Genomic DNA, 22,421 nt, shown 5'->3' on the forward strand with positions numbered 1-22,421 from the left:
AGCGGCTTCCGATTCCGACTACTTCGGTCGGCAGACGGAGCGGACTCGTCGAAGCTATGCAACGGGGTTGGCGCCATGACCACGACCAGGGGAAAAGTCCGCGACCCGATTCCCGGCATGAACCGACGCTCGCGCGCTGCCGCCCGCGCGCTCGGTGGATCGGCGCGCCTCGCAGAAAGGTACGGTGCATCCGGCCCATGCAGGTCCGCGGAACCACACAGATCTCCTGTCGACGTCTTCCTGCGCGCTGCCGCACGCATGTTGGCGGATACCGATATCGATACGAACCTCGCCCGATTTAACGAAGAACCGAAGTAGAGACCGATGCCGGCATCCCGGGTCGTTCTTCGGCTTGTTCGTATTTGTTAGTCATTCTTGTTGATGGGATATCCATACATGATCGATTAGACGCCATACAACGAATTTTATCGATAAAAATGGACCGACGTCGATGAAAAGCAAGTTTGAAAAGTTGATCGACGCCGAAGACGATTACTTATCGGATGTATTCGACGTGAGCGATGCTCCGTACGTTTCGGATGATGCTTCCGACGATAATCTCAGTTCCTACGACAAATGGATCGAAGACACGCTCTTCGACGTGAATGCCGCAAAACGGATCAAGGTCAAAACGACATTCAAAGGCCAGAAACGCTTTGCCGTGTATGCACGCTTCTCACGATCCACGCAGAAGCAGTCGAGCATCGAACGGCAGAACGACAACTGCAACTACTACGTCGATCTTATCGGCGGGGTCGTCCTTGAGCATTTCGAAGATCGTGGAAAGAGCGGGGCGACGATGCGCGGGCGCTCCGGGCTAATGAAAATGCTCGAGCGCCTCGAGGAATTCGACGCGATCGTCTTCGAAGATTTCGACCGGTTCAGTCGCGAGCTCTATGATGCGGTCGAAATCTACGAACGTCTCGAGAAGGCGGGAGTGGAGCTCCATTCCGCCATCGACGAGCAGCTGCTCAGGAAAACGGACGTCACGCAAGCCGCCGCACGTGCCGAGCACGACCGGATCCGGAGACGGAACCTGACCTCGGCGGGGCTCTCTCAGCTTGTCCGCGAGGGCGGCATCCCGAGCGGCGCATGCTTCGGATACAGGGACACCGATACCCCGGGCTTTCCCGTGCCCGACGACGATCAGAAGGTCGTCGTGATCAAGATCATGGGTCTTGCGGCCGAGGGTATGACCTTCGCCAAGATCGCGAAGAAGCTTTCGGACGACGGAGATTACGCGCCGAACAACACGAAGAAATGGAACAGCAGTGGTGTCGCCGTCATCGTACGTCGCCCCATTTATACCGGTCGAATTTTCTACAGAAGGATCATCACGGTCAAAGACAGAAAATCGGACAAGGTCGAACAGTATCACAATGTCCGAGAGCGGATTGAGAAGAACTACAACAAGCGCTACCGCATCCTCTCCGACAAGCTCTTCAGGGCCGCCAACAAGGCCCGCAAACGCAAGGGGCGCCCGGGGAAGAGGAGCGATGACCTGAAGGCTGTAAATCTGTTCGGACATGCAGTCTGCGATTGTCCGGGAGCGCAGGAGCAACGCTACTGCCCCGGCGACAGACTCGCCGGTCGTCTGAACTGCAATCTTGCCGCCAAGCGGGCATCGTGTCTTGCCCCCGTCCAGAGCCTCGAGATCGAGCCGGTCGAAAGGGCAATCGTCCGTACCCTGGTCGAGACGTCAGAGCACGCCTTCGTCCAGGAGCATTTCGAACGCTACTACGATGATCGCATCGCCGAGCAGATCACGCTGTACGACGGCAGGATCACTGCGACGGAACGCGAACTCGACGAGGAACGAGCGCTTCGTCGACGGACCTACGACAGCGATCTGCGCCAGATGTATTCCGCCAAGGAGCTCGTACAGGACCGGCTGGAACGCGCGTCGCACATCAACGAGCTCGAGAACAGGCTCGCCCTGCAGATCCGGTCGAAAGCAGCTGTTTCAGAGCGGGCGGGCCGATCGGGCCAGATCTCGCGCGCCTTCGCCGCTCTGGACCTGCGTCTTCCCTTCCGCGTGCAGAACGAAGCCGATGCGGAGTTCCTCAAGATGTTTCGGAGGCTCGTGCCGGAGATCCGCATCGAACGCCATGGCAGGCCACGCGGTGAGATATCCGTCGTCATGAAGGTCGTCTGGGACGCGCTGCTGACGAACGATGAAGCCGCGATCGCGGAGGCTCCCTCCGTCACGTTGCGTGCGGATGCGTATCTGGACATCAAGTACGGGCTCAACGAATCCGCGCAGCTTTCGATGGAGGAGCAGGCCGCTCAGCGACTACACGCCCTGACCGACGAGCAATGGGCGCTCGTCGAGGCCATCCTTCCCGATACCAGGATGACGGACCATCACGGCGGTCGGGATACGACGACGAGGACCGTCGTCGACGCGATCGTCTTCAAGATGACGACCCGAATTCCTATCGGTCGGCTGCCTCTCTCGTTCGGACCCCGGAAGACGGTCTACAACGCGATCCTCCGCTTCATCTACGCAGGAGGTCTGGAAAAGCTGCGGATGCAGCTCGAGGACCGCTACCCTGAAATGGTCGGCGGATGGGATTTCGCATCGCTTTCGAGGTTCCGGCGGGCGGAGGAGGTGGCGGCAGTACCTCGCGTCGTCGTTCGACCCGCGCTTGTCGCACAGGCAAACGTGCGATCCGGCAACCATCGTTTGACGGAAGAGCAATGGCACGCCGTCGAGGACCTCATCGACGACAGCGTAAAGGTACCTGTCGGGCGCCAGGCTTGCTCGATACCGCCGCGAACCATTCTCGAACTCATGTTGCTCAAGCTCAGGACACGATGTGCATGGAGAAAGGTGCCGCTCGGCGAATTCGGATACAACGAGTTCTTCGCCGCGATGCACCGGGTCACCTACACCGGGACATGGGATCGAATCCTGCTGGTCTGGAACAGACGCTTTCCGGAACTGCTTGAGGGCGTGGACACCAGCGTCGTTCCAAGTGCCCGGTCGCGCAGGCTTGGTATCGAGGGCACCGAAGCGCATGTCAGGAAGCCTGAAGACACCCTGGCTCTCCGCATCTGGGATCCGGAGGGCAGGTTTCAGAAGGCCGCGGCGGACGATTGGATGGACCTGACCGATCGCGAGTGGTCGATCGTCGCCGACGTCCTGCCGCCGCTTTCGAAGCGCCGCCATCGTACGGCGACAAATGCTGTCCTATTCATCATGGCGACGCGGACGGCATGGCAGCAGCTGCCCTCCAGGTACGGCAGCAGAAGCTCGATCTACAAGGTCTTCGGACGCTTCGCGAAGGAGGACCGTGACGGCAGCTGCCTCATTCGTTCGATCGTTACGGCGCTCGAAGCGAACTCGCCGCAGACCCTGGCACGCATGGGGCGAGCGGGTTCTGCGCCCGGGACGAAGGCCTCGATCGTTCTGCCGGTAGAGCGGCTGACCGCGAGGCCTCCGAAGGCGAGACAGCCCACGATCAAAACGAACCTCAAGACGGCATCGAACCAACCTTCGGCGTCGCCTGCTGCGAGCGCGGACAACCCCTCCGTCAAACCATCAAGTGCGAACCAGCTCGACCTCTTCGGCTGACACGCCGAGGCACTCATCGCGAAGAGGCCCGGTGTTCACACGGAACACCGGGCCTTATTTAGTAATGCGGCATCGCGGTTTGCCTCGGCGCAAGGCCGCCGCTTTTCCAATGACCGTAAAAATAGATGCACCATATTTCAGCTGGTGCTGTTTTGACTCAAGATTTGCAGCGTCGTTCATTCTGGTCAATTAACGGCGGAATATTTCGATCAGAAACAGCAGCTTACAGATGGGATAGAGATTTTACGGCAAATCCGAAAAATCGGCGAGGAAAATACAGCAATCTGTGGATGGGCCCGATCCTGACCGCGCCATTTGGGAATTATGGCAGAAACCTCAAACATCTGAGAGATATAGATTCTTTTGCGTTCAGGAATTAGTCGCGGTCGGCCGCCGGGCCGTATACGACGCCGCGAGCTATGAAAACTAAGCCACAAAATCCTGCTGGCGTTACTTCAAGGCCATTTGGTGGTGTGATTTTACGGATCTTGCAATACGGTCTGTTTCTGCGTGATCGTCGATGGTCTGGCACGCTGCGGCGATCGGGTGGCTGCGCATCGGCGACGAGCTCGATCGTAGCGTTGCGAACAAGAAGCGCCCTACAGTTGATGCGGCTACCGGGGTTCCGTCGCTGAACCAGCGCGCGCCCAAGGGTCATGTCCTTCGACCGTTGGGACAGACGGGCAACGGCTTCTGTCGTTTTATGAAGCCCAAACCAGACTTCATGCGGCAGTCCGCAGTGATCGTCGGTTTCACGCACCGCATTTTGGAAGAAGGCTGAGAAACGTTCGCGTCGCAATGCAAACGTCGTGCAGATCGCAGGGTCCAGTGAACTCGGCGGCCGCGGGTCGATGGGCTTGCGTCCGGTCGATACGGGTGCCGAACAGCCGCCGGGATATGTCCCTAGCCGTGCGGGACGTGCGGCGGGAGGACCCCTCGTCGACTGCAAATCTGCCGAGGAACCGGTCGGCCGAGGCGTTCCGTTCGTCTCTGACAGGGGCTTCTGCACCTGGGGCCTGCAGGCAATTCAGGCCGCTGTAGATCGGGACCTGCATGGGGCATCCTTCGCCGCCATCGCGGATGTCTTCGTTGAGGTGGAAGGATCTCCGACTATCGAGATACCGCGACCGCTTCGCGATGGCGGTATCTGCAATCCTTCCTGCGAGATTTCGTCTTTCGAACAGGTCGACCATCGCGCCGAGGAGATTGTCGAGGTCGCGGCGGCATATTTCGAACCCTTCGTCGGTGCCGCGGCGATCCGTATCGGCAGCAATTGCTTCGCCGATGTCGGGGGCGCCTCGCCCATCGGCCTCAGCGCGGAGGCGCGGCTCTCCAAGGTGTTCGGCACGGGCATGTCGATCATGGTGCGGGCGCTGGTCGGCTGCCGCCGGGCCTATGGCGACGTGGTGCCCTAGTCGCTACTCGCCTTCGCCGGCAGCCAGCAATTCGTGTCCGCTGGCTTGCCCCATCGGCAGGATTCCTTCCCGAGTGGATCGCAAGCGTGCCAACCCCCGCCCCGTCGCGGGCGGACTTCGTGGTCTCAAAGATCGTCCGTGTGTTCGATTGGAGCTGCTGGTAGGGAGATCGGCGTAGGGTGCGGCCAACTATCGGCAGGCTGGCCCCACCGATCATCGTCGTAGCCGGTCCGAGCGTCTCCAAAAGAAGCGGCCGCGGCAGTACCCGGTCATCCGAGGTGGATACCGGATCCTGCCCTAGTGTCCGAGCGGTAAACGTATAGCTCTAGTAGCTCCGCAATATTACTATGGCGTCGCGCCGTTGCCGCGCCATCAGTGGAATGTCGTTGCCCCCTGCCCTCTTTCGGCTACCAGCATTGTCAGACACCTTTCAGGTGCCTCGAAGACACTGGGTTCATTGTCGTAATCGTAGGCGAGCAGCAGGGCTGCCGCTAAGGAAAGCCCATCATCAGAGCCGACGAAATACTTGAGAGATGGTTGGACGCGCGGGCAGCCACGATGATCTGCGTGATCAGTGTTCACGCTACGGACTTCGAGAGAGAAGCACGATATCGGATCGCCCCTTACGTAAGGCGTCTCGTCCTTCTCGCATGTGATGGCATAACAATTTTCCAGAGCAGCCCACAGATCTGAGAAATTGGATCGCTCCGTGACCACGGCGTCGCCCCGCAGCCCGTGTCTGACGATCGTGACCGCGAGCGGATTGTCGAGCGTCCTAGAATAGACGGACGGCTCAAGCTTCCCCTGGAGCACCCAGAGGCTCATCGGTTCCGGAGCTAGCGGAGCAGCAGGGAGCGTTCCTACGGGAAGCGAGCAGCTCATGCCTGCCGCCTTTAGCAATTCGAACTCCCAAAGGCCTCTTCGTAGATGATCGACTTCGATCGGCCCCTCGCCGTTCTCTCCGCTGCGCCAGCCGAAACAAGCGACCTGCTCGCCGAGGCGAATTTCGATGACGTTCTGAAAGTTATACCCGATCTCGGCGTACGGGGTCTTCCAGGCACCCATGGCTCGGCGGCTCATGGCACCGGGCTTTCCGCCGAAATAGGCGATAAAGAAACCCGCCACGTTGGCCGACTTCGTCACCACATGCGCTTCCGACGGGCCTTCCCAGCCAAATTGTTCGAGGAGGGCGTGTGCGGCGTCGCGAAGAAGGACGAGCACCTCCGCCTCCGAGCCGGGAATTTGATACGCGAACGAACTCTGCACGATAGGCCTCCATCTAGGCCTTATCGACCATGAATCGGTCTCGCAGACATGTCCACGCCCGGGTGTGGACAAATGAGCGAGGCTCGTCCGCGGAAGTTTCGCCCAGGCCCTGCCATCAGGAGCGACGTGGACCAAAGTTGCTGCCTCCGACATCGCTACCCGTGCCCAAGCTCGCCGAACGTCGAACGACCCAGCCTGTAGCGTAGCAGCGTAGCACTAGCGCGTAGCGCTACGATCGAGAGGAGCGTCGCTGGGTCAGCTTGGCAGGTGCCGGCTCCCCTCGACCGAGGGAGGTCCGATGCCGTCGAGCGACCGGAGCTTCAGGGTGCAGCCTGCCCTAAGTTCGCTTCTGGAGGCCGAAGCAATTGGGCTCGTGCCTAACGATGCGGTGTGCCGTTCCTTGCGAAGACCGGAGCGCCCGCGCCAAGCTGGCGATACGCAATCGAACACCGTTCGGACTTTCACATAACTCCTGAGGAAGCCCGTCGAGGATATCCCTGACCGCGACCTTCTCCTCGCCGGACGTCTGGATTAGCTCGGCCGAGGTTGGCGCCCGCGCCTGCCGAGAACGCTTCGAGCCGCGCGAGGATGCCAAGGCTTTGGCCGTTGCCCTCGAAGCCGCCGTCGTTCCCCATGCAGGAGTTGAGTGCTACCTCGCCGCCATGCCCGAAGGGCGGGTGGCCGAGGTCGTGGATCAGGCCGACAGCCTGGATCAAGGCTCGGCCGGGCAGATGAGCGGTCGCCTCATGAAGGGGAAACGTGGCGCGCAGCTGCTTGACGATGCTGCCCGCGATCTGCGCGACTTCGAGCGAATGTGTCAGACGCGTCCGATAGAAATCGCTGTCGCCGAGATTCAGGATCTGGGTCTTGCCCTGCAGCCTGCGGAACGAAGCCGAGTTGACGATGCGGCCGTAGTCGATGTCGCCGTCATCGCGGGCATCATCCGGCCGAGATGCCATCCCTCGCGACGCGCGTCCCAACTCATGATCACTCCCGCACCGAAAATACGGAAGGGACTGGTGAACCGTCACGGCGCCGGCAAGCAGCCGATTATCCATGGCTCTGGAAGCATTCGGCGACAGCAGGCCTGCTCCATGCCCCAGCCGGCGGTGTCGCCTCCTGCTTGTGCTTCAGTCGGCTTGCGAAATCGCGCTTCTCCACTTCGTAGGCATCGAGGACAGCCCTGGTCCAAAGCGCGATTCCCTCGGCCTTCAGACCGATCTTCTGGGCCTTGCTGTAGTGAATGCGGGTGACGGGAAGCGCGCGTTCCTTCATGTGCTCCTTCTCGTCCCCTTTCTTGTGCTCACGGTGAGACAGGATTGCGGAGCCGGCACCGCCGAGTCTGCGATCGTCGAGAAAGGTCTCCAGCGAGCGGCGCGCGTCGTGGGGCACCCAAGGCTCGATGCCGTGCTCGGCCAGGAGATCGATACCCACCTTCCTGGATGACCCGTCCTTGATCTTGCCGCGGACTTTTCTGCCGTCCCCCTGACCGGGCACCTTCTTCTTTCCCTTGTGGCGGATGCCCTGGAGGCGTCTTAAGAGACCACCAAGTCCGCCCACGCTTACGCACCCCTCGCCGCATGAACTGGGGAACAGCCATTTCGACCCGCGTGCGCCGCGGTTCGATCGATATCTCTCGATAATCTCGATCGTCTCCGGTGGTATTGGCAGGGAGTGCGGAAGCGGGTTGCCCTTAACCGTCTTCATCTCCTCCGGCGTCCAACTGAGGCATTTCCATCCGTCTGGAGTATCGGGCGAGATGAAGTAGCGTCCGGTCGGCGTTCGAAGGAGCTGCCCCGCTCTCTGTGCAGTCAGCACCGTCGCCCAAAGTGCTCCGACGACCGAGGCGTCGACCGCCCCCGCCCCTCGTTTGCCGTCAGAGGTTGCATGCAGGTGTTCCACGAGGACGAGCGTGCGGGCCAACTCGCGGATCGTGGGCGAGTGCTCGCGGGTGCCGCTCTTGCGCTCTGTCGACCATCGAGCCCAGAACACGAATTCGAGTTCGTCGAGCCCCGTAGCCTCGGAGTTTTCTGCGTAGGCCCAGTCCAGCATCTCCCTCGCGGCAGATATGATCCGGTATGTTTTCGCTGCCGAGCAGATTCTTTTCTTGTCGGAGGAGACCCTCTCCAGCTTCTTCTTGACGCGTTCCAGATCCCTGTATTTCAACAGCCCGACGGGTTTCTCCTCAATGTCGGCAAAGCACTCATGATGGAGGAGCGTCCCGTACTGAGAGGCCCATCTCGGCGAAAGTCTCGGAAGCTTGTCTGCAAGGAACTTCTTGCGGAGGTGAGCCCACGACCAGATCCGATCCGGCATGCCGTCATTCGGGCCGTGGATCTCGCCGTCGGCGTCGATCCACATCTCGTCCTGATATAGATGCCACGACCCGTCGTCGTAGTCCGACCGTACCTTCCGCATCTTGTCGAGATAGCGACGGGGATCGAGACCTTCGGCCTCGAAGGCCAGCACTTTCCGAGCGAGTTCGCGGGCGTCGCGGACGCCGGTGTCCTGGATCGTGCCGAGACGCCAGGAAGCCGTCCTGCGCCTGACATACCAGGTCGCCGCTGTCGAAGTGAGCCGAAGGACCAGCGCCATCTGTTCAGAATCGCGCCACTCGACCACCTGTCCCTTGGTTGCACCGCTCTCGACGTAGCGTTTGGCCTGGACGATGATGTCGTTGGTGAGTAGGAGCGTCGCCCTTTCGAGCGGCGCCACCACGCCGGTGGGTTCGGGTTTGGGCGGACGGATCCGGACGGGATCGGGCGCGCGGAAGGGTGGAATTGACTGACGCATGCCGGTCTCCATACAACCGCCGTACAACCAGGGTGTCCGGCACGGCATTTGGAGAGCAAGCCCATCTCCTTGAGAATTGGCAATGGTTTGCGTAGGTTATTGGCCGAAGAGATGGATAGGCTGGTTGATGAGATATTAGGGCAGCGGCCTTCCAAGCTGAATACGAGGGTTCGATTCCCTTCACCCGCTCCAGCCCATCTTTCTTGATTAATTTCAGATAATTGAGTGAAGCAGTCGCGTTCCGAGGACGCCTGTTTTCTCTCAGTTCTCACTCAACCCTGACATACCTTTGCTGCCTCCGGACAAGCTGGTCCGGGCGGCCGATTCGTTTCTTCCGATCAAAGGGTCCCCGCTCCTTCCACGGTCGTGGCCAGGGCGGCTTCGCATGGCGGACGCGGCAACTCACAGGCGCCACGTCTGATTGCCGGAAGCCGACGCCTAGTACTCACTCACGAGGGTATCTTTCGACCCGCGGCGGCGGGGGGATCGTCGAAATTCGATGATCCTCCCGCGCTGGGCCATTGTTGGTGCGCGCTCGCGACCCTGACGATGGGGACCCATCGGTCGGCAGAGAAGAACGCACCATGCGTGACTGTCGCCGATCAATAGATCGGAACGCACCGATCCCAGTAGTTGCTGTAGCGATAGCCGTAGCCGCACCCGCTGCCGATGTAGAGGACGCGCCGCGGACCGTAGCCGTAGCCGCCCCATCCTCCAGCATGGCGGAAGCCGCCACCGTGACCGCCGAAATGACCGTGGCCGAAACCTCCACCGAAGTGGCCGCCACCATGGCCGCCGCCGAAGTGACCTCCACCGAAGTGGCCGCCGCCGTGGCCACCGCCGAAGTGCCCACCGAAGGCGGAGGCCCCCGTCGTCGCGGCGGCGCCGAGCGGAACTGCAATTGCAGCAGCGATGAGCAGGGACTTGAACGTCTTATTGATCATAACGCTCTCCAATGTTAGGCCAAACGGTCTGTCCGGTCAGCGAACTGGAGACTTAAATAACTTTACGAATATTGATGTGCCTCGCCGCACGTGGCCAATGAAATCTTATCGTTGCCGCGAAATCCGCGTAAATCTGAATGATGCGGCGCACATTTGAGTGTGGATGGCCGATTTTACCGGGTCATTTGCACTATGTCCGTCGACCGTTACATCGTCACGGCTATCATCGGGATGAAAGTCGCGACGGTTTGCCGGATGACACGCTCAGACTCCTAAGACTTTTCGACGAACGTCGATTAGGAGGGCGCTTGTAAAGCTTCCCTACCCCGACGATCAGTTCATCAGCAAGCTTCTCAGCGATTTCCGATCGGTCTTGCCGACGCCGTTGGTCGGCAGGATGTCGAGGCTGCGGATCTGGGCCGGCACATAGATTCGAGCCAATGAGCTACGGATGAAGTCCTTGAGACCGGCTTCGTCGAGGGGCTCGCCGTCGCGCAGGACTACGAAGGCTACTGGCACCTCGCCGAGATCGGCGTCCGGCGCGCCGACGACGCAGCAATCGCGGACCGCCGGATGGGTGGCGAGCTGGCGCTCGATCAGGGCTGGCGAGATGTTCTCGCCGCCACGGATGATCACGTCCTTGATGCGGCCAGTGATGGCGAGGAAGCCGTCCGAGTCGAAACGTCCGAGGTCGCCGGTGCGCAGCCAGCCGTCGATGATCGGCTGATCGGCGCTGCCGAGATAGCCAGCCATCAGCGCGGGCCCAGTGATGCGGATCTCGCCCTCTCCGCCTTCGGGCGCGGGCTCGTCAGTTACGGGGTTGAACAGGCCCACCTCCTGGCCAACGAGAACCGTGCCGATCGTCCCGATCTTGCGGGCGCCCGGCGGGTTCATGGTCGAGGTGCAGGTCGCCTCTGAAAGCCCGTAGGAGACGAGCAGTTGCACGCCGAAGGCCGCCTCAATCTGCTCGTGCAGCGCCGGGGTGATCGGCGCCGAACCACAGCGCAGGAACTTTAGCCTCGGGAAGCGCTCGCCCTCGGTCAGGTGCGGCAGCATCCGCGCGTAGATCGTCGGGACGCCGGTCATGTAGGTCGGCCCATCGCGGCGCAGATGCTCGATCGCAATCTCAGGCTTGAAGCGGTCGGCGAGGATCAGGCTGGCGCCGGCCAGGAACGGCACGATCAACTGATTGTTCACGCCGTTGGTGTGGTAGAGTGGCATGATGTGGAGCAGCCGATCCTCCGGCGAGGTGCCGGTGTGGCTGAGAACGCCCTCGGCGTTGCAGATCAGCGCTCCGTGGCGCAGCAGCACGCCCTTCGGCCGGCCGGTGCTACCCGAAGTGAAGAGCAGTATGGCGTTGTCGTCGGGTCCGAGCGCCTCCTCGACGAAGACCCCCTCGCCTTTCACGGCGGTGACCGGCTTTATCGCCAGGGCGTTGAGCGCGGGCACGTCGAAGCGCTCGATGAGCGTTACGTCCACGACGAGGTGGCGCATGCCGACGACCTCGGCCTGCTCGGCCAGTGCCTCCGGGGCAAGCCCGGGTTCGAGGAAGCAGACGCAGGCACCGGCCTGCATCGCGCCGAAATAGGCCGAGATGCCCGCGATGGATTTCGGTGCGATCACGCCGACCGTCATGCCGCGCGCCACGCCCCAGGCATGGAAGCCGGCCGCGTAGGCATCGATCGCATCCCGGAGTGCGCCGTAGCCGACCGTTTCCGGGACGGTGATCGCTGTCAGTCCGACAGAGGCGTGGCGCGCCATCGCCTCGCGAAGGCGTCCGCTGATCGTCTCCGCCATGGTTTCGTTCCTCCCGGTTTTTTGTCAGCGCAGCTTGATCGCCGCGTCGCGTTCGAAGCTGCCATCCGCGTCGATCGCGGTGAGCGCGTCGGCTTCCGCCTCGGTCGGCCAGGACGACGGCTCGGCGCCGTCCGCCTCGAAGCTGAAGCCGGTGCGGGCGCGGACCTCGTCGAGGCTCGCCTGCGGATGCCAGGACGACAGGACGAGACGGCCGTCCCGCTTCGTGAACACCGCGATCGGCGTGACGACGCCGTGCATACCGCCCGAGGCAGTGACGAAGTCGAGGGTCTCGACCAGCGTGCGCTTGGAATGCTCGGTCCGCCACGTGACCGCGCGGCGGGCCGTGGGCAGCATCACTGCGCCGCCGCCTCCGCCGGGGAGCCGCACCTTCGGGGCGTGCCAGTCGCCGATCACCGAGACGTTGGTGCGCCCGAGCCCGTCGACCTGCGCCGCACCGAGGAAGCAGAGATCCATCTGGCCGCGGGTGCAGAGGTCGTAAAAATCCTCGTTCGAGAAGATCGAGCGCGAGCCCTCGGCGAGCACCGGGTCGGAGCTTGAGATCGGCACCTTCGAGGGGCGCGGGTCCACGCCGCCGGCGACGTTGATGTAGGTGAAGTCGAAGTCATAGGCCTGCTTGGCGAGCAGGCAGGCCAGCATCGGCAGGGCCGAGTTCACGCCGCTGAAGGTGATCTCGTTGGGGCGAACGAACCGCGCGAGGTTCGTGACGATGAAGGAGAAGCCCGACCACTCATGCATGGGCCGCCTCCCGCGCTTCCGGGGCCGCTGCGAGATGGGCCTTCAGCACGGCCTCTCCTTCCTCCATGTAGGCCTCAACGGCTGGGTAATCGACTTCGTAGTGGGGCCAGCACGAGCCCGGCCAGCCGGCATTCGCGACGACGCTGATGGCCTCGACGAGGAAGTGCGGAACCAGCGTCAGCTCGGGCTGCTCGCGGAACGAGGCACTCGGTGCGATCTTTTCCGCGACGATGAGAACCCGCTTGGCCGAGCGGCTCATGATCCGGTCCCAATGCGAGGTGCCGTAGACCCGCACGTCGCCTTCCTCGCTCACCTCGTTGGCGAGGATCACCGCGAAATCGGGGGTGATCTTCGGGATCGCGTAGACGGACTCGCCGGTGCCGTAGGGGTCCTCGACCTGTTTCCAGCCGTTGATGGCCGGCAGGTCCGAGCCGTGGATGCCGCCGCAGGGCATGAACGGCACGCCGAAGGCCGAGGCGCGCAGGCCCGCCGTCAGTGTCGCGCAGGCATGTTCTTCGAGCCGGATCTCGCCCTTCTCGACGGCCTTCCGGTACCAGGGAGCCAGGCCGAAATTGCCCTCCATAGCGACGATGCCGGCGCGAGCGCGGCCGAGCGCGCCTGCCCGGCACAGGATGTCGATGTCGTAGCCGGGGGACTGCTTGATGACCTCGAGATCCTTGCGGCCCTGGCGGATCAACTCGCGGACCAACGCGAAGGGGCCGCGATGCAGGAAGCTGCCACCGAGCGCCATCGAGCTGCCATCGGTGATCCGCCCAGCGAGATCCGCCAGCGGAACGATTTTCGAATGTCCGGAACTCACGAGGATGTCTCCCGAGCGGATGGTGTTCAGGCGGCGCGATAGGCGCGGATGCGCTCCTTCAGCCCCGGCCGTGCGGCGGAGGTGACGAGGTCGGCGAGATCTTGGGATCGGGTGTCGGCAGCGGTCGCGGCGTAGAGCGAAATGGCGGCCTCGGGCGCTAGCTGCGTCGCGGTCTCCGAAACGGTGGAGACGAGATCGGTCCATTCCGCGCTTGGGGAAAGGCGGGTGAGGAAACCGTCGGCCATGGCCTCCTTCGCGTCGAAGACGAGGCCGTCGCCGAGGATGGCTCGCGCACGGGTCGGCCCGACCCGCTCGGCGTAGCGTCGGGTGCCAAGGACGAGGCCGAAGCCCAGCCCCGGCATCCGGAAGGTCGCGGCCGGATCGGCGATGCGCCGGGCGCAGGAGCAGATCAGGTCGACGCCCGCGCCGAAGTTGCGGCCATGGGCCAGGGCGAGCGTGTCGAACGGGGCGTAGCGCACCGCCTGCAGAAGTTGCTCGATCCGGATGAAGCGCAGGACGAGATCGCCGGTCGACTGTTCTTCGTATCCGCCGAAATCGAAACCGGCGCTGAAGTTGCGCCCATTGCCCTTCAGAACGAGCAGCCGGACGCCGGACTCGGCAGCCTCGTGCACCTGGGCGAGCAAAGCCTCGACCAGTGTAGCCGAGAGCGGGTTCATCTTGTCGGGACGGTTGAGCGTCAGCGTCAGCGTGGTGCCGTCGCGCTCGATCAGAAGCTCGTCCATCATGCGCTCTTCGCCAAAGCAGCAGGCGTGACTTCGCCGAATACTTCATCGTTGTGCTCACCGAGCCCCGGCGGTTGCCGATAGATCGAAAAGCCCTCGCCCGAAAACTTCAGCGGCGAGACGAAGGTCTTGGTCTCGACACCCGAAGGCAGCGTGATCGGCTGGACCCAGCCCATATGCGCGACCTGATGGTCGGCCAGGGCATCGGAATAGCCGTTGATCGGCGAGCAGGGCACGCCGGCCTTGCGGAAGCGGGCGAGCAGATCCCCGCAGGTGTGTCTCGCGAAATCCCGTTCCAGGATCTCGAGCAGGTCCGTCTGGTGCTCGGCGCGGAGCGCCGTGGAGGCGAAGCGCGGATCGTCGATCAGGTCGGGCCGCTCGATCGCAAGGCAGGCCGCGCGATAGAGCGCGTTGTTGCCGGCCGCCATGGCGACATAGCCGTCCTTCGCCTTGAACGCCTGGTAGGGCGCGTTGCGCGGATGGGCCGAGCCGAGGCGCTCCGGATCCTTGCCGCTGCCGAAATACTGGCTTGTCTGGAGCGCGCCCATGGCGAGCGAGGCCCCGAACATCGAGGCGTCGATATGCGTGCCCGTGCCGCCATCGCGCACCTGCAGCAGCGCCGCGGCGATGGCGTAGGCGGCATAGAGCCCGGTTCCGAAATCCGAGATCGGCACGCCGCATTTCACCGGAGGCGCACCGGGCTCGCCGGTAACGCTCATGATGCCGCTCATGGCCTGCAGCGTCAGGTCGAAGCCGGCCTCGCGGGAGCGCGGACCTTCCTGGCCGTAGGCCGAAATCGAGCAGTAGACGAGACCGGGCTGCTCGACACTGACGGTCGCGTAGTCGAGACCGAGGCGCTGCATCACGCCGGGGCGGTTGTTCTCGAGAACGACATCTGCCGAGCGAATCAAGTCGCGTGCCTTCGTATTCCCGCCAGGGTCCTTGAGGTCGAGCGTGACCGAGCGCTTGTTGCGGTTCAGCGAGGCGAAGTTCTCGCTGTAGCCCTCGCTCATCGGAGGCCAGGCCCGCATGGTGTCGCCCCCGTCCGGGTTCTCGACCTTGATGACGTCGGCGCCCATGTCGGCGAGGAGCATGGCGCAGAAAGGGCCCGCAGCGACACTGCAGAACTCGATGACCCGGATGCCGGAAAGCGGTCGCAAGCTGAGTGCTCCTTATCAGACGAAGGCGCTCAAGGCGGCGGCGGGCGCCGGCCGTGGCGAAAGGGCGATGGGGTTGTACTGGAGCACCAGCGACAGCCGGCGGGCGCCGTCGACGACCGCGTCGTTGAAGCGGAGCAGTGCGACCGGATCGCTATCAGCGAGATGATCCAAGATGGTCAGGCCTCTGAGAGCTGCGCTATCCATCGTTCTAATATATGAAACATTGGTCTAATAATTTGATACTGCCTTTCGTGAGGTCGGGTCAAGCGACTGTGAGTGAAAAGTGTCCATTTCGAATCTGTCGTTGAGGGCAATGCTCTGAAAACTTTTGCCCAGTCAGTTGACGAACGGGATAAGACGTTACTACTCTAGCAAATATTGAACTGTCGTGCTAAATAATAGAACGATACAGACTGTAGGGGATGTTTTTCAATTCCTTACTCGGCAAGGCACGCAAGTGAGCTCATGGGAGGGAATGATGGACGCAACCGTGAAGGGACCGCCGACTAAGGGGGACGTCGTTCGCGTCGTCAGCGGCAACTTCCTCGAGATGTTCGACTTCATGGTCTACGGCTTCTACGCCTCGGCCGTGGCACAGGCCGTCTTCCCGAACGACAACGAATTCGTCTCGCTGATGCTGTCGCTGATGACATTCGGCATCGGCTTCCTAATGCGTCCGCTCGGCGCGATCGTGCTCGGCGCGTATATCGACCGGCACGGACGCCGCGCCGGACTGATCTTGAGCCTCGCCATCATGTCGGTGGGCGTCGCGCTGATCGCTTTCACGCCGACCTACGCGTCGATCGGCCTTGCCGCTCCGCTCTTGGTCGTAATCGGGCGCTTGCTCCAAGGCTTCTCGGCGGGAGCCGAGTCGGGCGGCGTCTCGGTCTATCTCTCCGAGATCGCGACACCCGGGAACCGCGGCTTCTATGTGAGTTGGCAATCGGCGAGCCAGCAGGTGGCCGTCGTCTTCGCGGCCGTCATCGGCGTAAGCCTACGCGGCCTTCTCACCGAACATCAGATGCTGGAATGGGGCTGGCGAATCCCCTTCCTGATTGGCTGCCTGATCGTGCCGATCCTGTTCTGGATCCGCCGCTCGATGCACGAGAGCGAGGAGTTCGCGCAGCGGACCAAGCGCCGCCAGCCGACTCTGGGCGAGATCTATGGCTCCCTCGCGCAGAACTGGGCGATCGTGCTGAAGGCCGTGCTGCTCGTCACGCTGACCAGCGTGTTCTTCTACATGATCACCGCCTATACGCCGACTTATGCTCGGCAGGTGCTGGGCTTGAGCGCCAACGACAGCTTCGTCGTCACGGTCTGCGTCGGCGTCGCGAACTTCATCTGGGTGCCGGTCATGGGAGCGGTATCCGACCGCGTCGGGCGCCTGCCCGTGCTGATCACTTTCTCGGTTCTAATCGCCATTACCGCCTATCCGATAATGGCGTGGCTCGTGTCCGAGCCTTCGTTCGTGCGACTCCTTGCGGTGCTGATGTGGATGTCGTTCCTTTATGGCGGCTACCAAGGCGTCATGGTCGTCACTCTGACCGAAATTATGCCGGCTGAAGTACGAGCCACTGGGTTCTCCCTCGCCTACAGCTTGGCGCAGGCGATCTTCGGAGGATTCACGCCGGCTGTCTGCACATATCTCATCCATGAGACGGGAAACCGTGCAATGCCTGGCTTATGGCTGACCTGCGCTGCACTGTTCTCGATTGTAGGAACTCTGACATTATTTCGAAATGTCGATCTTTTCCGCAGAGCGGTGACGCCGACAACAGCGTCCTCTTGAACAAAACATTCGGGGCGGCTCGCCGTTGGGGTTCGGGTGTCGATATCACTCTGAAGAAGGACGGCGCGTCACCGTGTCGGTGACGCGCCCAGGTTCAGATCTCTTTTCGGGCAATGTTCGCAGCAGGCTGAACGACCAAGCGGTGTCGAACGCCGCAATCCGTTCTGGAAGGGCTTTTAAATCTGCTTCCCTATTGAGTGCCCGAAAAGCCGACGTCCGGCAGGCAGCTAAAGTGGCTGCGCGCAATATGGCGGTTTTAGAGTTCTTGGGACATCGAATCTGCGGTTCTGAGTTCGGTCTATGCGCCTCGTCTGGCAGTTGCAGACGCGCGTCATCATGATTTCGAATGCCGGCTTGGCGAGTGTGATGCGGATCACAGATCGCCGACTTGAGATCTGTGAAACCGAGATTGTCTACGGCGCGACTGCCGTACAACTCGAAAGGCTCAAGTCATGAACAAGGTTTATTCCACTTTACTCATCGCGGTTGCTCTCACGATGAGCACCGCGACTTCACAGGCACGGCCGGCTCAAAAGGCGTTCGACGAGGCGCGTAGCCGGATGACCGCAACGCGCGGACAATATATGCGGCTCGACCGGTCGCCGACGAATGCGTGCGCAGCTGTCCTGGATGGCGGGGAAAACCGGTTCGACCGGATGTACAGCGGCATTGGAGCCTTCGATTGCAGAGCGGCATACTAACCGCTCTGCAAAACAGCGCCAGCATGACTTCAAATAGTTCAAAAGCCGCTTCGATCTTTCCCATACGATTTATCAAATGGAGAAGATCGCTCGGCAATCCTAATTTCGATCATGCCAAGACTAAAATCCCATGGGATATGCGGGTCGTCGTTTAGGTCGCCGACGCTTGCTCCACCCGCGAATTCTCGGCGATAACAATTTCCACTTGGCTGTTTTAAGCTGTATAGTATTCGCGGCAGAGTGACTGATTTCGAAGGCCGCCGCGATGACAAAGTCACGGTCTCACCATGGGGTTTGCGCGCCGATTCCATGGCAGTTGACGTGTCGCGTGAGCCGACGGGATGCGCTTGGCTGGCTGGCCGTCATGGCCGCAGGAATACCATCGGCACTCGCTCAGCCATCCGCCCAACCCGTTGTCGGATACCTTAGTCCCGAGTCACCTCAGCTCTTCGCAACCCGGCTCGCAGCGTTCCGCGAGGGTCTGGCCGAGGCCGGCTACGACGAAGGCCGCAACGTGATGCTCGAATTTCGGTGGGCCGAGGGACACTACGAGAGGTTGCCCGTGCTCGCTCAGGACCTCGTCGAGCACGGGATCAAGGTCCTCGTGGCGCCGGGTGGCGCTCCCGTAGCGTTTGCCGCGAAGTCGGCCACGCAGACGATCCCGATCGTTTTCGAGATGGGTGGAGATCCCGTCGCGCTCGGTGTCGTCGACAACTTGGCTCGACCGCCGGGGAACGTGACAGGCATCTCCAGTCTCAGCGTCGACGTCTCACGGAAACGCTTGGAGTTTCTGCGTAACGTTGTGCGGAACGCGTCCGCCTTTACCGTCATCGTTAACCCCACCAGCCCGACGGCACGATCGCAACTGCGCTCCTTGAACGAGGCTGCCGAAAACCTTGGTGTCGCGCTTCAGGTCTCATCCGTCAGTCGTCAGGAAGAGTTCGAGCCGATCTTCGCGAGCGTCCCCGGTGGGACAACGAAGGGGATCGTCTTTACCTCCGACCCCTACTTCGCAAATCGCAGCCAGCTCCTCGCCGAGCTGGCCCTTCGCTACGCGGTGCCGGCCATCACGCAGTCGAGAGACTTCGTTCTGGGCGGCGGATTGTTGAGCTATGGCGGCGACTTCACGCAATCGCATCTGCAGGCGGGGATCTACACGGGCGAGGTCCTGAAGGGAAAATCTCCGAAGGATCTGCCGGTGCAACTCGTGACGAAGGTCGAACTCTTCATCAACGCGAAGACCGCCGGCATCCTGGGCTTGACCGTACCGCCGTCGCTGCTCAGCGGTGCCGATACGGTCATCGAATGAGCCGAGACTCCTCTCCGTCACCGGGCTCGCACGGAACACCGTCGGAGACGGAGAAGACGGGGACTTCCTCCTTCAGCCCCTTCAACGGTCTCGATCCGAGCGAGGCAATCGCCACACGGCCGCGAAGGGGCTCGGCCAAGATCAGATCGATCAGGATTTGCCCGTCCGCTGCCGCCGCGCAAAGCCGTGCCGCGAGATTCACGACGGGGCCGATGGCGGTGTAGTCGTACCGCTCCTCGTATCCGATCCGTCCGACGGTCGCCGGTCCCATCGCGGCACCGACGCCGAAGCCGATTTGGTGGCCCTTGCCGCGCCACGAGACGATCAGCTCCTGCACCACAGCCTGCATGTCGATGGCCAGTCGAGCAGCCGCCAGGGCTGGGTCGGTCACGCGCACGGGGGCGTTCAAGATCGCCATGAGACCGTCGCCGGTGAAGGAGATCAAGGTCGCACGATGCAACGTGACCACGCGACCGAGTGCTTCGAAATAGCTGCCGAGCACCTCCATCACGGCGTCGGGTGATGAGGCGGCGGAGAAGGCCGTGAAGCCGCGCAGGTCGCAGAAGATGACCGAGACGTCCACGCGCTGGCCGTCGAGAACGTTGTCGTCTCCAGTCCGATCGACGAGCTCCGCGATCTGAGGCGAAAGGAATCGCTTCAGGCGCCTGATGCGTTCCTGTCGCTCCTGCGACAACGCCAGCTCGCCGGCCATCGCGTTAAACCGCGCTGCGAGCCGGCCCAGTTCGTCGACGGACGTGATCGAGATTCGATGGTCGAAATTGCCGGCGCCGATCTGCTCGGTGCCGTGCTCCAGACGCTGGATCGGGCCGGTCATTCGCCGAGCCAGCCAATAGGCGAGCCCCGCAGCGAGGAGCGCGCCGAGGATCAGCAGAGCTCCCGTGCGCAGCAACGCCCGAGAGATGGGCCCGAACGCCTCCGCCATGGGCACCATGACGATCACCGTCCAACCGACCGCTGGGATCGTCGACATCGAGCCCAGGACGTGTAGCCCCGAGGCGTCCATTCCTGTCGCGATCCCGCCGGAAGCGTGAATGACGTTGCGCAGTGCCACCAGCGGACGTGCTGCCGGGTCGTCAGCGCCGCGGAGGACGAGATTGATGTCGGGATGCGCTATGAGCCGGCCCGGGCTGTCGAGGACGAAGGCTTGCCCGGTTTCACCCACCTTGATGCCTGAGACCACCTCTTGAATCAGCTTGAGGTTGATCTCCGCGAGCGCGTAGCCAGCCGACGTCCGGTTACCGGCCACCGCGATCGTCATAAAGGGCTCTGAGCCACGGTGATAGGTGACCGGGCCATACCAGATCCGGCTCGCCCGAGCGCCCAGGACGCCCGGATCTGCGGCAAGGTCGGAGCCACGATCGAACCTGTTCAACTCGACCCGGGAGACATGCAGTCGCTCCCGCGCGTCTCCGTCAGCGAGCGTGAGGCTCACGATTGCGGGTACCCGCCGGAGCAGCAGTGCGGCATCAACCTTGTGACGATCAGCGAACGACGCCGTCCACGAGAGCTGAACCATCCAGGCTAGCTGCTCTCGGATGTTGTCGATGAACGCGTGGATCCGAAAGGCTGCGGCGCGTGCCTCCAGACCGAGCTGGTCGTGCAGTTGCTCTCGTCGATCGCGATAGCCCAGCCAGGCCTCCACGCTCCCGTTCGTGAAGAGTGGGAGTGCCACGGCGGCGAATAGCGCGACGAAGTACTTCCCGAACAAGGACCGACGAGGCCGCGTTTCTGCTCCAATCATGGCGCGTCCGGCTCGGGCTCATTTGCTTCATCCGGGGCAATGCTTGGACGGATCGAGACCAAGCTCATCACCACCCCGTCAAAACCTCCGGGTCGAGAGATCTCGGCGAACTGAACCTTCAATGACGCAATCGTACGCGGACCAATTCCGACGCAGGTGATCTCATCGAGCGCGAATATTTTCTTATGATTCTACAATGGCGATACCGCTCGCCGGCAGTATTCAAATGATTTTGTGACGGACACGAATCGGATTATTTCCGGGAGCCCTCGTCTCGGCAAGAGCAAAGATTCTGGCCTCAGAAATTCCCACTATTTACTGATAGCCGAGTGGCTCCGATGCTGGAATCCGTCAAGCTAGGCCGAATCCTATCGGCTAATCCTCTGTTCGCAGGAATCAGTGACGAGGCTCTGCAGGCGGTTGCCCGCCTCTCCGTGAGCCGCGAGCTGGCCGCCCACGAAATACTGTTCCAGAAAAACGACTTCGCGGATGCACTTTATGCCGTACGGCGCGGCGAAGTAAGGATTGTCACGCGAACGGCCGAAGGGCGCGAGCTTACGCTGAACCTGCTCGGTCCCGGTGATGTCTTCGGTGAAGTCGCCCTTTTGGACGGAGGGCGCCGCACTGCAGACGCGATCGCTACCGAAGTGACGACTCTCTCCGTCATTCGTCGATGCGATTTTCTCGACCTGCTCGCTCGGGAACCGGCTCTCGCACTCCGCTTGATCGACCTGATGTGCGCGCGCGTGCGGTGGATGAGCGAGCGCATGGAAGAAACGAACCTGTTGTCGCCCGCTGCACGCATCGGACGCCGCCTCGTGGATCTCGCCGAAGATTATGGCGATGACGTGCAAGTCACCCAGGACGAATTGGCCGTCTTTGCCAACACGACCCGCGAGACGGTCAACCGACAACTACAAGCTTGGAAGCGCCAAGGCTTGATCGAAGTTGGCCGCGGGCATTGCCGCATTCTGAGTCGACATGGACTTGAAAGAGCTACGTCGGAGTGCGGGCTCTCGCGGCGATGATCGCATGCCCATCTGAAGGCAACCGCTAATACTGAACGCTTGAGGTCCGTGCGGCAGCCGCTCAACCTACTCTGAAGAGAGCTACCTTTCCTCGATTGACAAAGTTGATTCTGTGGCGCGCGAGGCAAAAACTTGGCTGTCGTCGTGATTGTCGCCGTCCCGCTTGTCGAAATGTTCGGCGCGCCGGACACATCCAGCGAAGATTAATGTCCTTGAACGTAGGGGGCGTTGAGCACTCCGAGGATGCTGCCCAGGCGTCGTCTCGATCGGCCAGAATGCGAGCGCCGACCCGCCCTCTTCGACCAGCTTGGTCATATCACCGAGGTCCTCTCCGGTCGTGATCTATGCCGCTGTAGTTGCAGGTATCCGCAATCATATTCTGCCACAGAACCGGCTCGGGACTTAAGCCAAAAGGCCATGTTTGTGCAAAGATCTATTGATTGTGGGGAATATCGGTTCACGGTTATTCTACGCACCATCCAGCGATGGGGTGGAATTATGATTGTTAACCTGATTAAGCGGTCGCTCGCTCTGCACAGCACTTATAAGCTTGTCAGGGAC

At 61.8% G+C, this 22,421-nt stretch carries 17 protein-coding genes and 1 pseudogene; 6 read left to right on the forward strand and 12 right to left on the reverse strand.

Annotated elements, in window-relative coordinates:
* Positions 1 to 451: 451 nt before the first annotated feature.
* From HCU64_RS14715 to HCU64_RS14725, 3 genes are all read left to right on the forward strand, one after another.
* Positions 452 to 3,577, forward strand: coding sequence for a transposase (locus HCU64_RS14715; protein WP_233384797.1), 3,126 nt, complete (start codon positions 452 to 454; stop codon positions 3,575 to 3,577).
* Between the two features lie 520 nt (positions 3,578 to 4,097).
* Positions 4,098 to 4,358: a hypothetical protein gene (locus tag HCU64_RS14720; protein WP_233384798.1), complete on the forward strand. Its 261-nt coding sequence runs from the start codon at positions 4,098 to 4,100 to the stop codon at positions 4,356 to 4,358.
* A gap of 313 nt (positions 4,359 to 4,671) precedes the next feature.
* Complete coding sequence (locus HCU64_RS14725) at positions 4,672 to 4,992, forward strand: hypothetical protein (protein WP_233384799.1); 321 nt, start codon at positions 4,672 to 4,674, stop codon at positions 4,990 to 4,992.
* A gap of 372 nt (positions 4,993 to 5,364) precedes the next feature.
* On the opposite strand, the gene HCU64_RS14730 is transcribed toward HCU64_RS14725, so the two are convergent.
* The 10 genes and pseudogenes from HCU64_RS14730 to HCU64_RS14775 all read right to left on the reverse strand — a co-directional run bounded on the left by HCU64_RS14730 (position 5,365) and on the right by HCU64_RS14775 (position 15,442).
* A complete protein-coding gene (locus HCU64_RS14730; protein WP_233384800.1) occupies positions 5,365 to 6,258 on the reverse strand; it encodes a hypothetical protein in 894 nt (297 codons plus the stop codon).
* 536 nt (positions 6,259 to 6,794) lie between these two features.
* Positions 6,795 to 7,243 (reverse strand): annotated as a pseudogene (gene dgt / locus HCU64_RS14735) (dGTP triphosphohydrolase); the annotation flags it as partial.
* A gap of 65 nt (positions 7,244 to 7,308) precedes the next feature.
* Positions 7,309 to 9,051, reverse strand: coding sequence for a hypothetical protein (locus HCU64_RS14740; RefSeq protein WP_233384802.1), 1,743 nt, complete (start codon positions 9,049 to 9,051; stop codon positions 7,309 to 7,311).
* A 602-nt stretch (positions 9,052 to 9,653) separates the two neighbouring features.
* Positions 9,654 to 9,995, reverse strand: a complete 342-nt coding sequence (locus HCU64_RS14745; protein ID WP_233384804.1) for a hypothetical protein — start codon at positions 9,993 to 9,995, stop codon at positions 9,654 to 9,656.
* 333 nt (positions 9,996 to 10,328) lie between these two features.
* Positions 10,329 to 11,792 (reverse strand): class I adenylate-forming enzyme family protein, encoded by a 1,464-nt coding sequence (locus HCU64_RS14750; protein WP_233384805.1) that lies wholly within the window; start codon positions 11,790 to 11,792, stop codon positions 10,329 to 10,331.
* 24 nt (positions 11,793 to 11,816) lie between these two features.
* Positions 11,817 to 12,548 carry a CoA-transferase subunit beta gene (locus HCU64_RS14755; RefSeq protein WP_233384806.1) on the reverse strand — a complete coding sequence of 244 codons (732 nt, stop codon included), beginning with the start codon at positions 12,546 to 12,548 and terminating at the stop codon, positions 11,817 to 11,819.
* Positions 12,541 to 13,368 carry a CoA transferase subunit A gene (locus HCU64_RS14760; protein WP_233384807.1) on the reverse strand — a complete coding sequence of 276 codons (828 nt, stop codon included), beginning with the start codon at positions 13,366 to 13,368 and terminating at the stop codon, positions 12,541 to 12,543. The genes HCU64_RS14755 and HCU64_RS14760 overlap by 8 nt, the downstream gene beginning before the upstream one ends.
* Before the next feature lie 26 nt (positions 13,369 to 13,394).
* Positions 13,395 to 14,114, reverse strand: coding sequence for an enoyl-CoA hydratase/isomerase family protein (locus HCU64_RS14765; protein ID WP_233384808.1), 720 nt, complete (start codon positions 14,112 to 14,114; stop codon positions 13,395 to 13,397).
* Positions 14,111 to 15,271: a CaiB/BaiF CoA transferase family protein gene (locus tag HCU64_RS14770; RefSeq protein ID WP_233384809.1), complete on the reverse strand. Its 1,161-nt coding sequence runs from the start codon at positions 15,269 to 15,271 to the stop codon at positions 14,111 to 14,113. Before HCU64_RS14770 ends, HCU64_RS14765 begins: the two co-directional genes overlap by 4 nt.
* A 15-nt stretch (positions 15,272 to 15,286) precedes the next feature.
* The gene (locus HCU64_RS14775) at positions 15,287 to 15,442 is read right to left on the reverse strand and encodes a hypothetical protein (RefSeq protein ID WP_233384810.1); all 156 of its coding nucleotides are present in this window, start codon (positions 15,440 to 15,442) and stop codon (positions 15,287 to 15,289) included.
* Positions 15,443 to 15,749: 307 nt separating this feature from the next.
* Between HCU64_RS14775 and HCU64_RS14780 the strand changes: the two genes are divergently transcribed.
* Positions 15,750 to 17,060: an MFS transporter gene (locus HCU64_RS14780; protein WP_233385065.1), complete on the forward strand. Its 1,311-nt coding sequence runs from the start codon at positions 15,750 to 15,752 to the stop codon at positions 17,058 to 17,060.
* 1,137 nt (positions 17,061 to 18,197) lie between these two features.
* On the opposite strand, the gene HCU64_RS25435 is transcribed toward HCU64_RS14780, so the two are convergent.
* On the reverse strand, positions 18,198 to 18,350 hold the full coding sequence (locus HCU64_RS25435; protein WP_325169984.1) for a hypothetical protein: 153 nt from the start codon (positions 18,348 to 18,350) through the stop codon (positions 18,198 to 18,200).
* Here HCU64_RS25435 and HCU64_RS14785 point away from each other — a divergent pair.
* On the forward strand, positions 18,279 to 19,070 hold the full coding sequence (locus HCU64_RS14785; protein ID WP_325169982.1) for an ABC transporter substrate-binding protein: 792 nt from the start codon (positions 18,279 to 18,281) through the stop codon (positions 19,068 to 19,070). The two genes, HCU64_RS25435 and HCU64_RS14785, sit on opposite strands and share 72 nt — an antisense overlap.
* Here HCU64_RS14785 and HCU64_RS14790 read toward each other — a convergent pair.
* Positions 19,060 to 20,832 carry an adenylate/guanylate cyclase domain-containing protein gene (locus tag HCU64_RS14790; protein ID WP_233384812.1) on the reverse strand — a complete coding sequence of 591 codons (1,773 nt, stop codon included), beginning with the start codon at positions 20,830 to 20,832 and terminating at the stop codon, positions 19,060 to 19,062. The genes HCU64_RS14785 and HCU64_RS14790 overlap by 11 nt on opposite strands.
* Positions 20,833 to 21,170: 338 nt before the next feature.
* Here HCU64_RS14790 and HCU64_RS14795 point away from each other — a divergent pair, with 338 nt between their 5' ends.
* On the forward strand, positions 21,171 to 21,860 hold the full coding sequence (locus tag HCU64_RS14795; RefSeq protein WP_233384813.1) for a Crp/Fnr family transcriptional regulator: 690 nt from the start codon (positions 21,171 to 21,173) through the stop codon (positions 21,858 to 21,860).
* Positions 21,861 to 22,421 lie beyond the last annotated feature (561 nt).

The organism is Methylobacterium sp. C25, from assembly GCF_021352225.1.
Classification (GTDB): Bacteria; Pseudomonadota; Alphaproteobacteria; order Rhizobiales; family Beijerinckiaceae; genus Methylobacterium.

What these genes read in the sequence shown, in the direction of transcription:
- HCU64_RS14715 (WP_233384797.1), top strand. Translation starts at nt 452, where the DNA reads ATGAAAAGCAAGTTTGAAAAGTTGATCGACGCCGAAGACGATTACTTA.
- HCU64_RS14720 (WP_233384798.1), top strand. Translation starts at nt 4,098, where the DNA reads ATGGTCTGGCACGCTGCGGCGATCGGGTGGCTGCGCATCGGCGACGAG.
- HCU64_RS14740 (WP_233384802.1), bottom strand. Translation starts at nt 9,051, where the DNA reads ATGCGTCAGTCAATTCCACCCTTCCGCGCGCCCGATCCCGTCCGGATC.
- HCU64_RS14745 (WP_233384804.1), bottom strand. Translation starts at nt 9,995, where the DNA reads ATGATCAATAAGACGTTCAAGTCCCTGCTCATCGCTGCTGCAATTGCA.
- HCU64_RS14750 (WP_233384805.1), bottom strand. Translation starts at nt 11,792, where the DNA reads ATGGCGGAGACGATCAGCGGACGCCTTCGCGAGGCGATGGCGCGCCAC.
- HCU64_RS14755 (WP_233384806.1), bottom strand. Translation starts at nt 12,548, where the DNA reads ATGCATGAGTGGTCGGGCTTCTCCTTCATCGTCACGAACCTCGCGCGG.
- HCU64_RS14765 (WP_233384808.1), bottom strand. Translation starts at nt 14,114, where the DNA reads ATGATGGACGAGCTTCTGATCGAGCGCGACGGCACCACGCTGACGCTG.
- HCU64_RS14780 (WP_233385065.1), top strand. Translation starts at nt 15,750, where the DNA reads ATGGACGCAACCGTGAAGGGACCGCCGACTAAGGGGGACGTCGTTCGC.
- HCU64_RS14785 (WP_325169982.1), top strand. Translation starts at nt 18,279, where the DNA reads ATGCTCGAATTTCGGTGGGCCGAGGGACACTACGAGAGGTTGCCCGTG.
- HCU64_RS14790 (WP_233384812.1), bottom strand. Translation starts at nt 20,832, where the DNA reads ATGATTGGAGCAGAAACGCGGCCTCGTCGGTCCTTGTTCGGGAAGTAC.
- HCU64_RS14795 (WP_233384813.1), top strand. Translation starts at nt 21,171, where the DNA reads ATGCTGGAATCCGTCAAGCTAGGCCGAATCCTATCGGCTAATCCTCTG.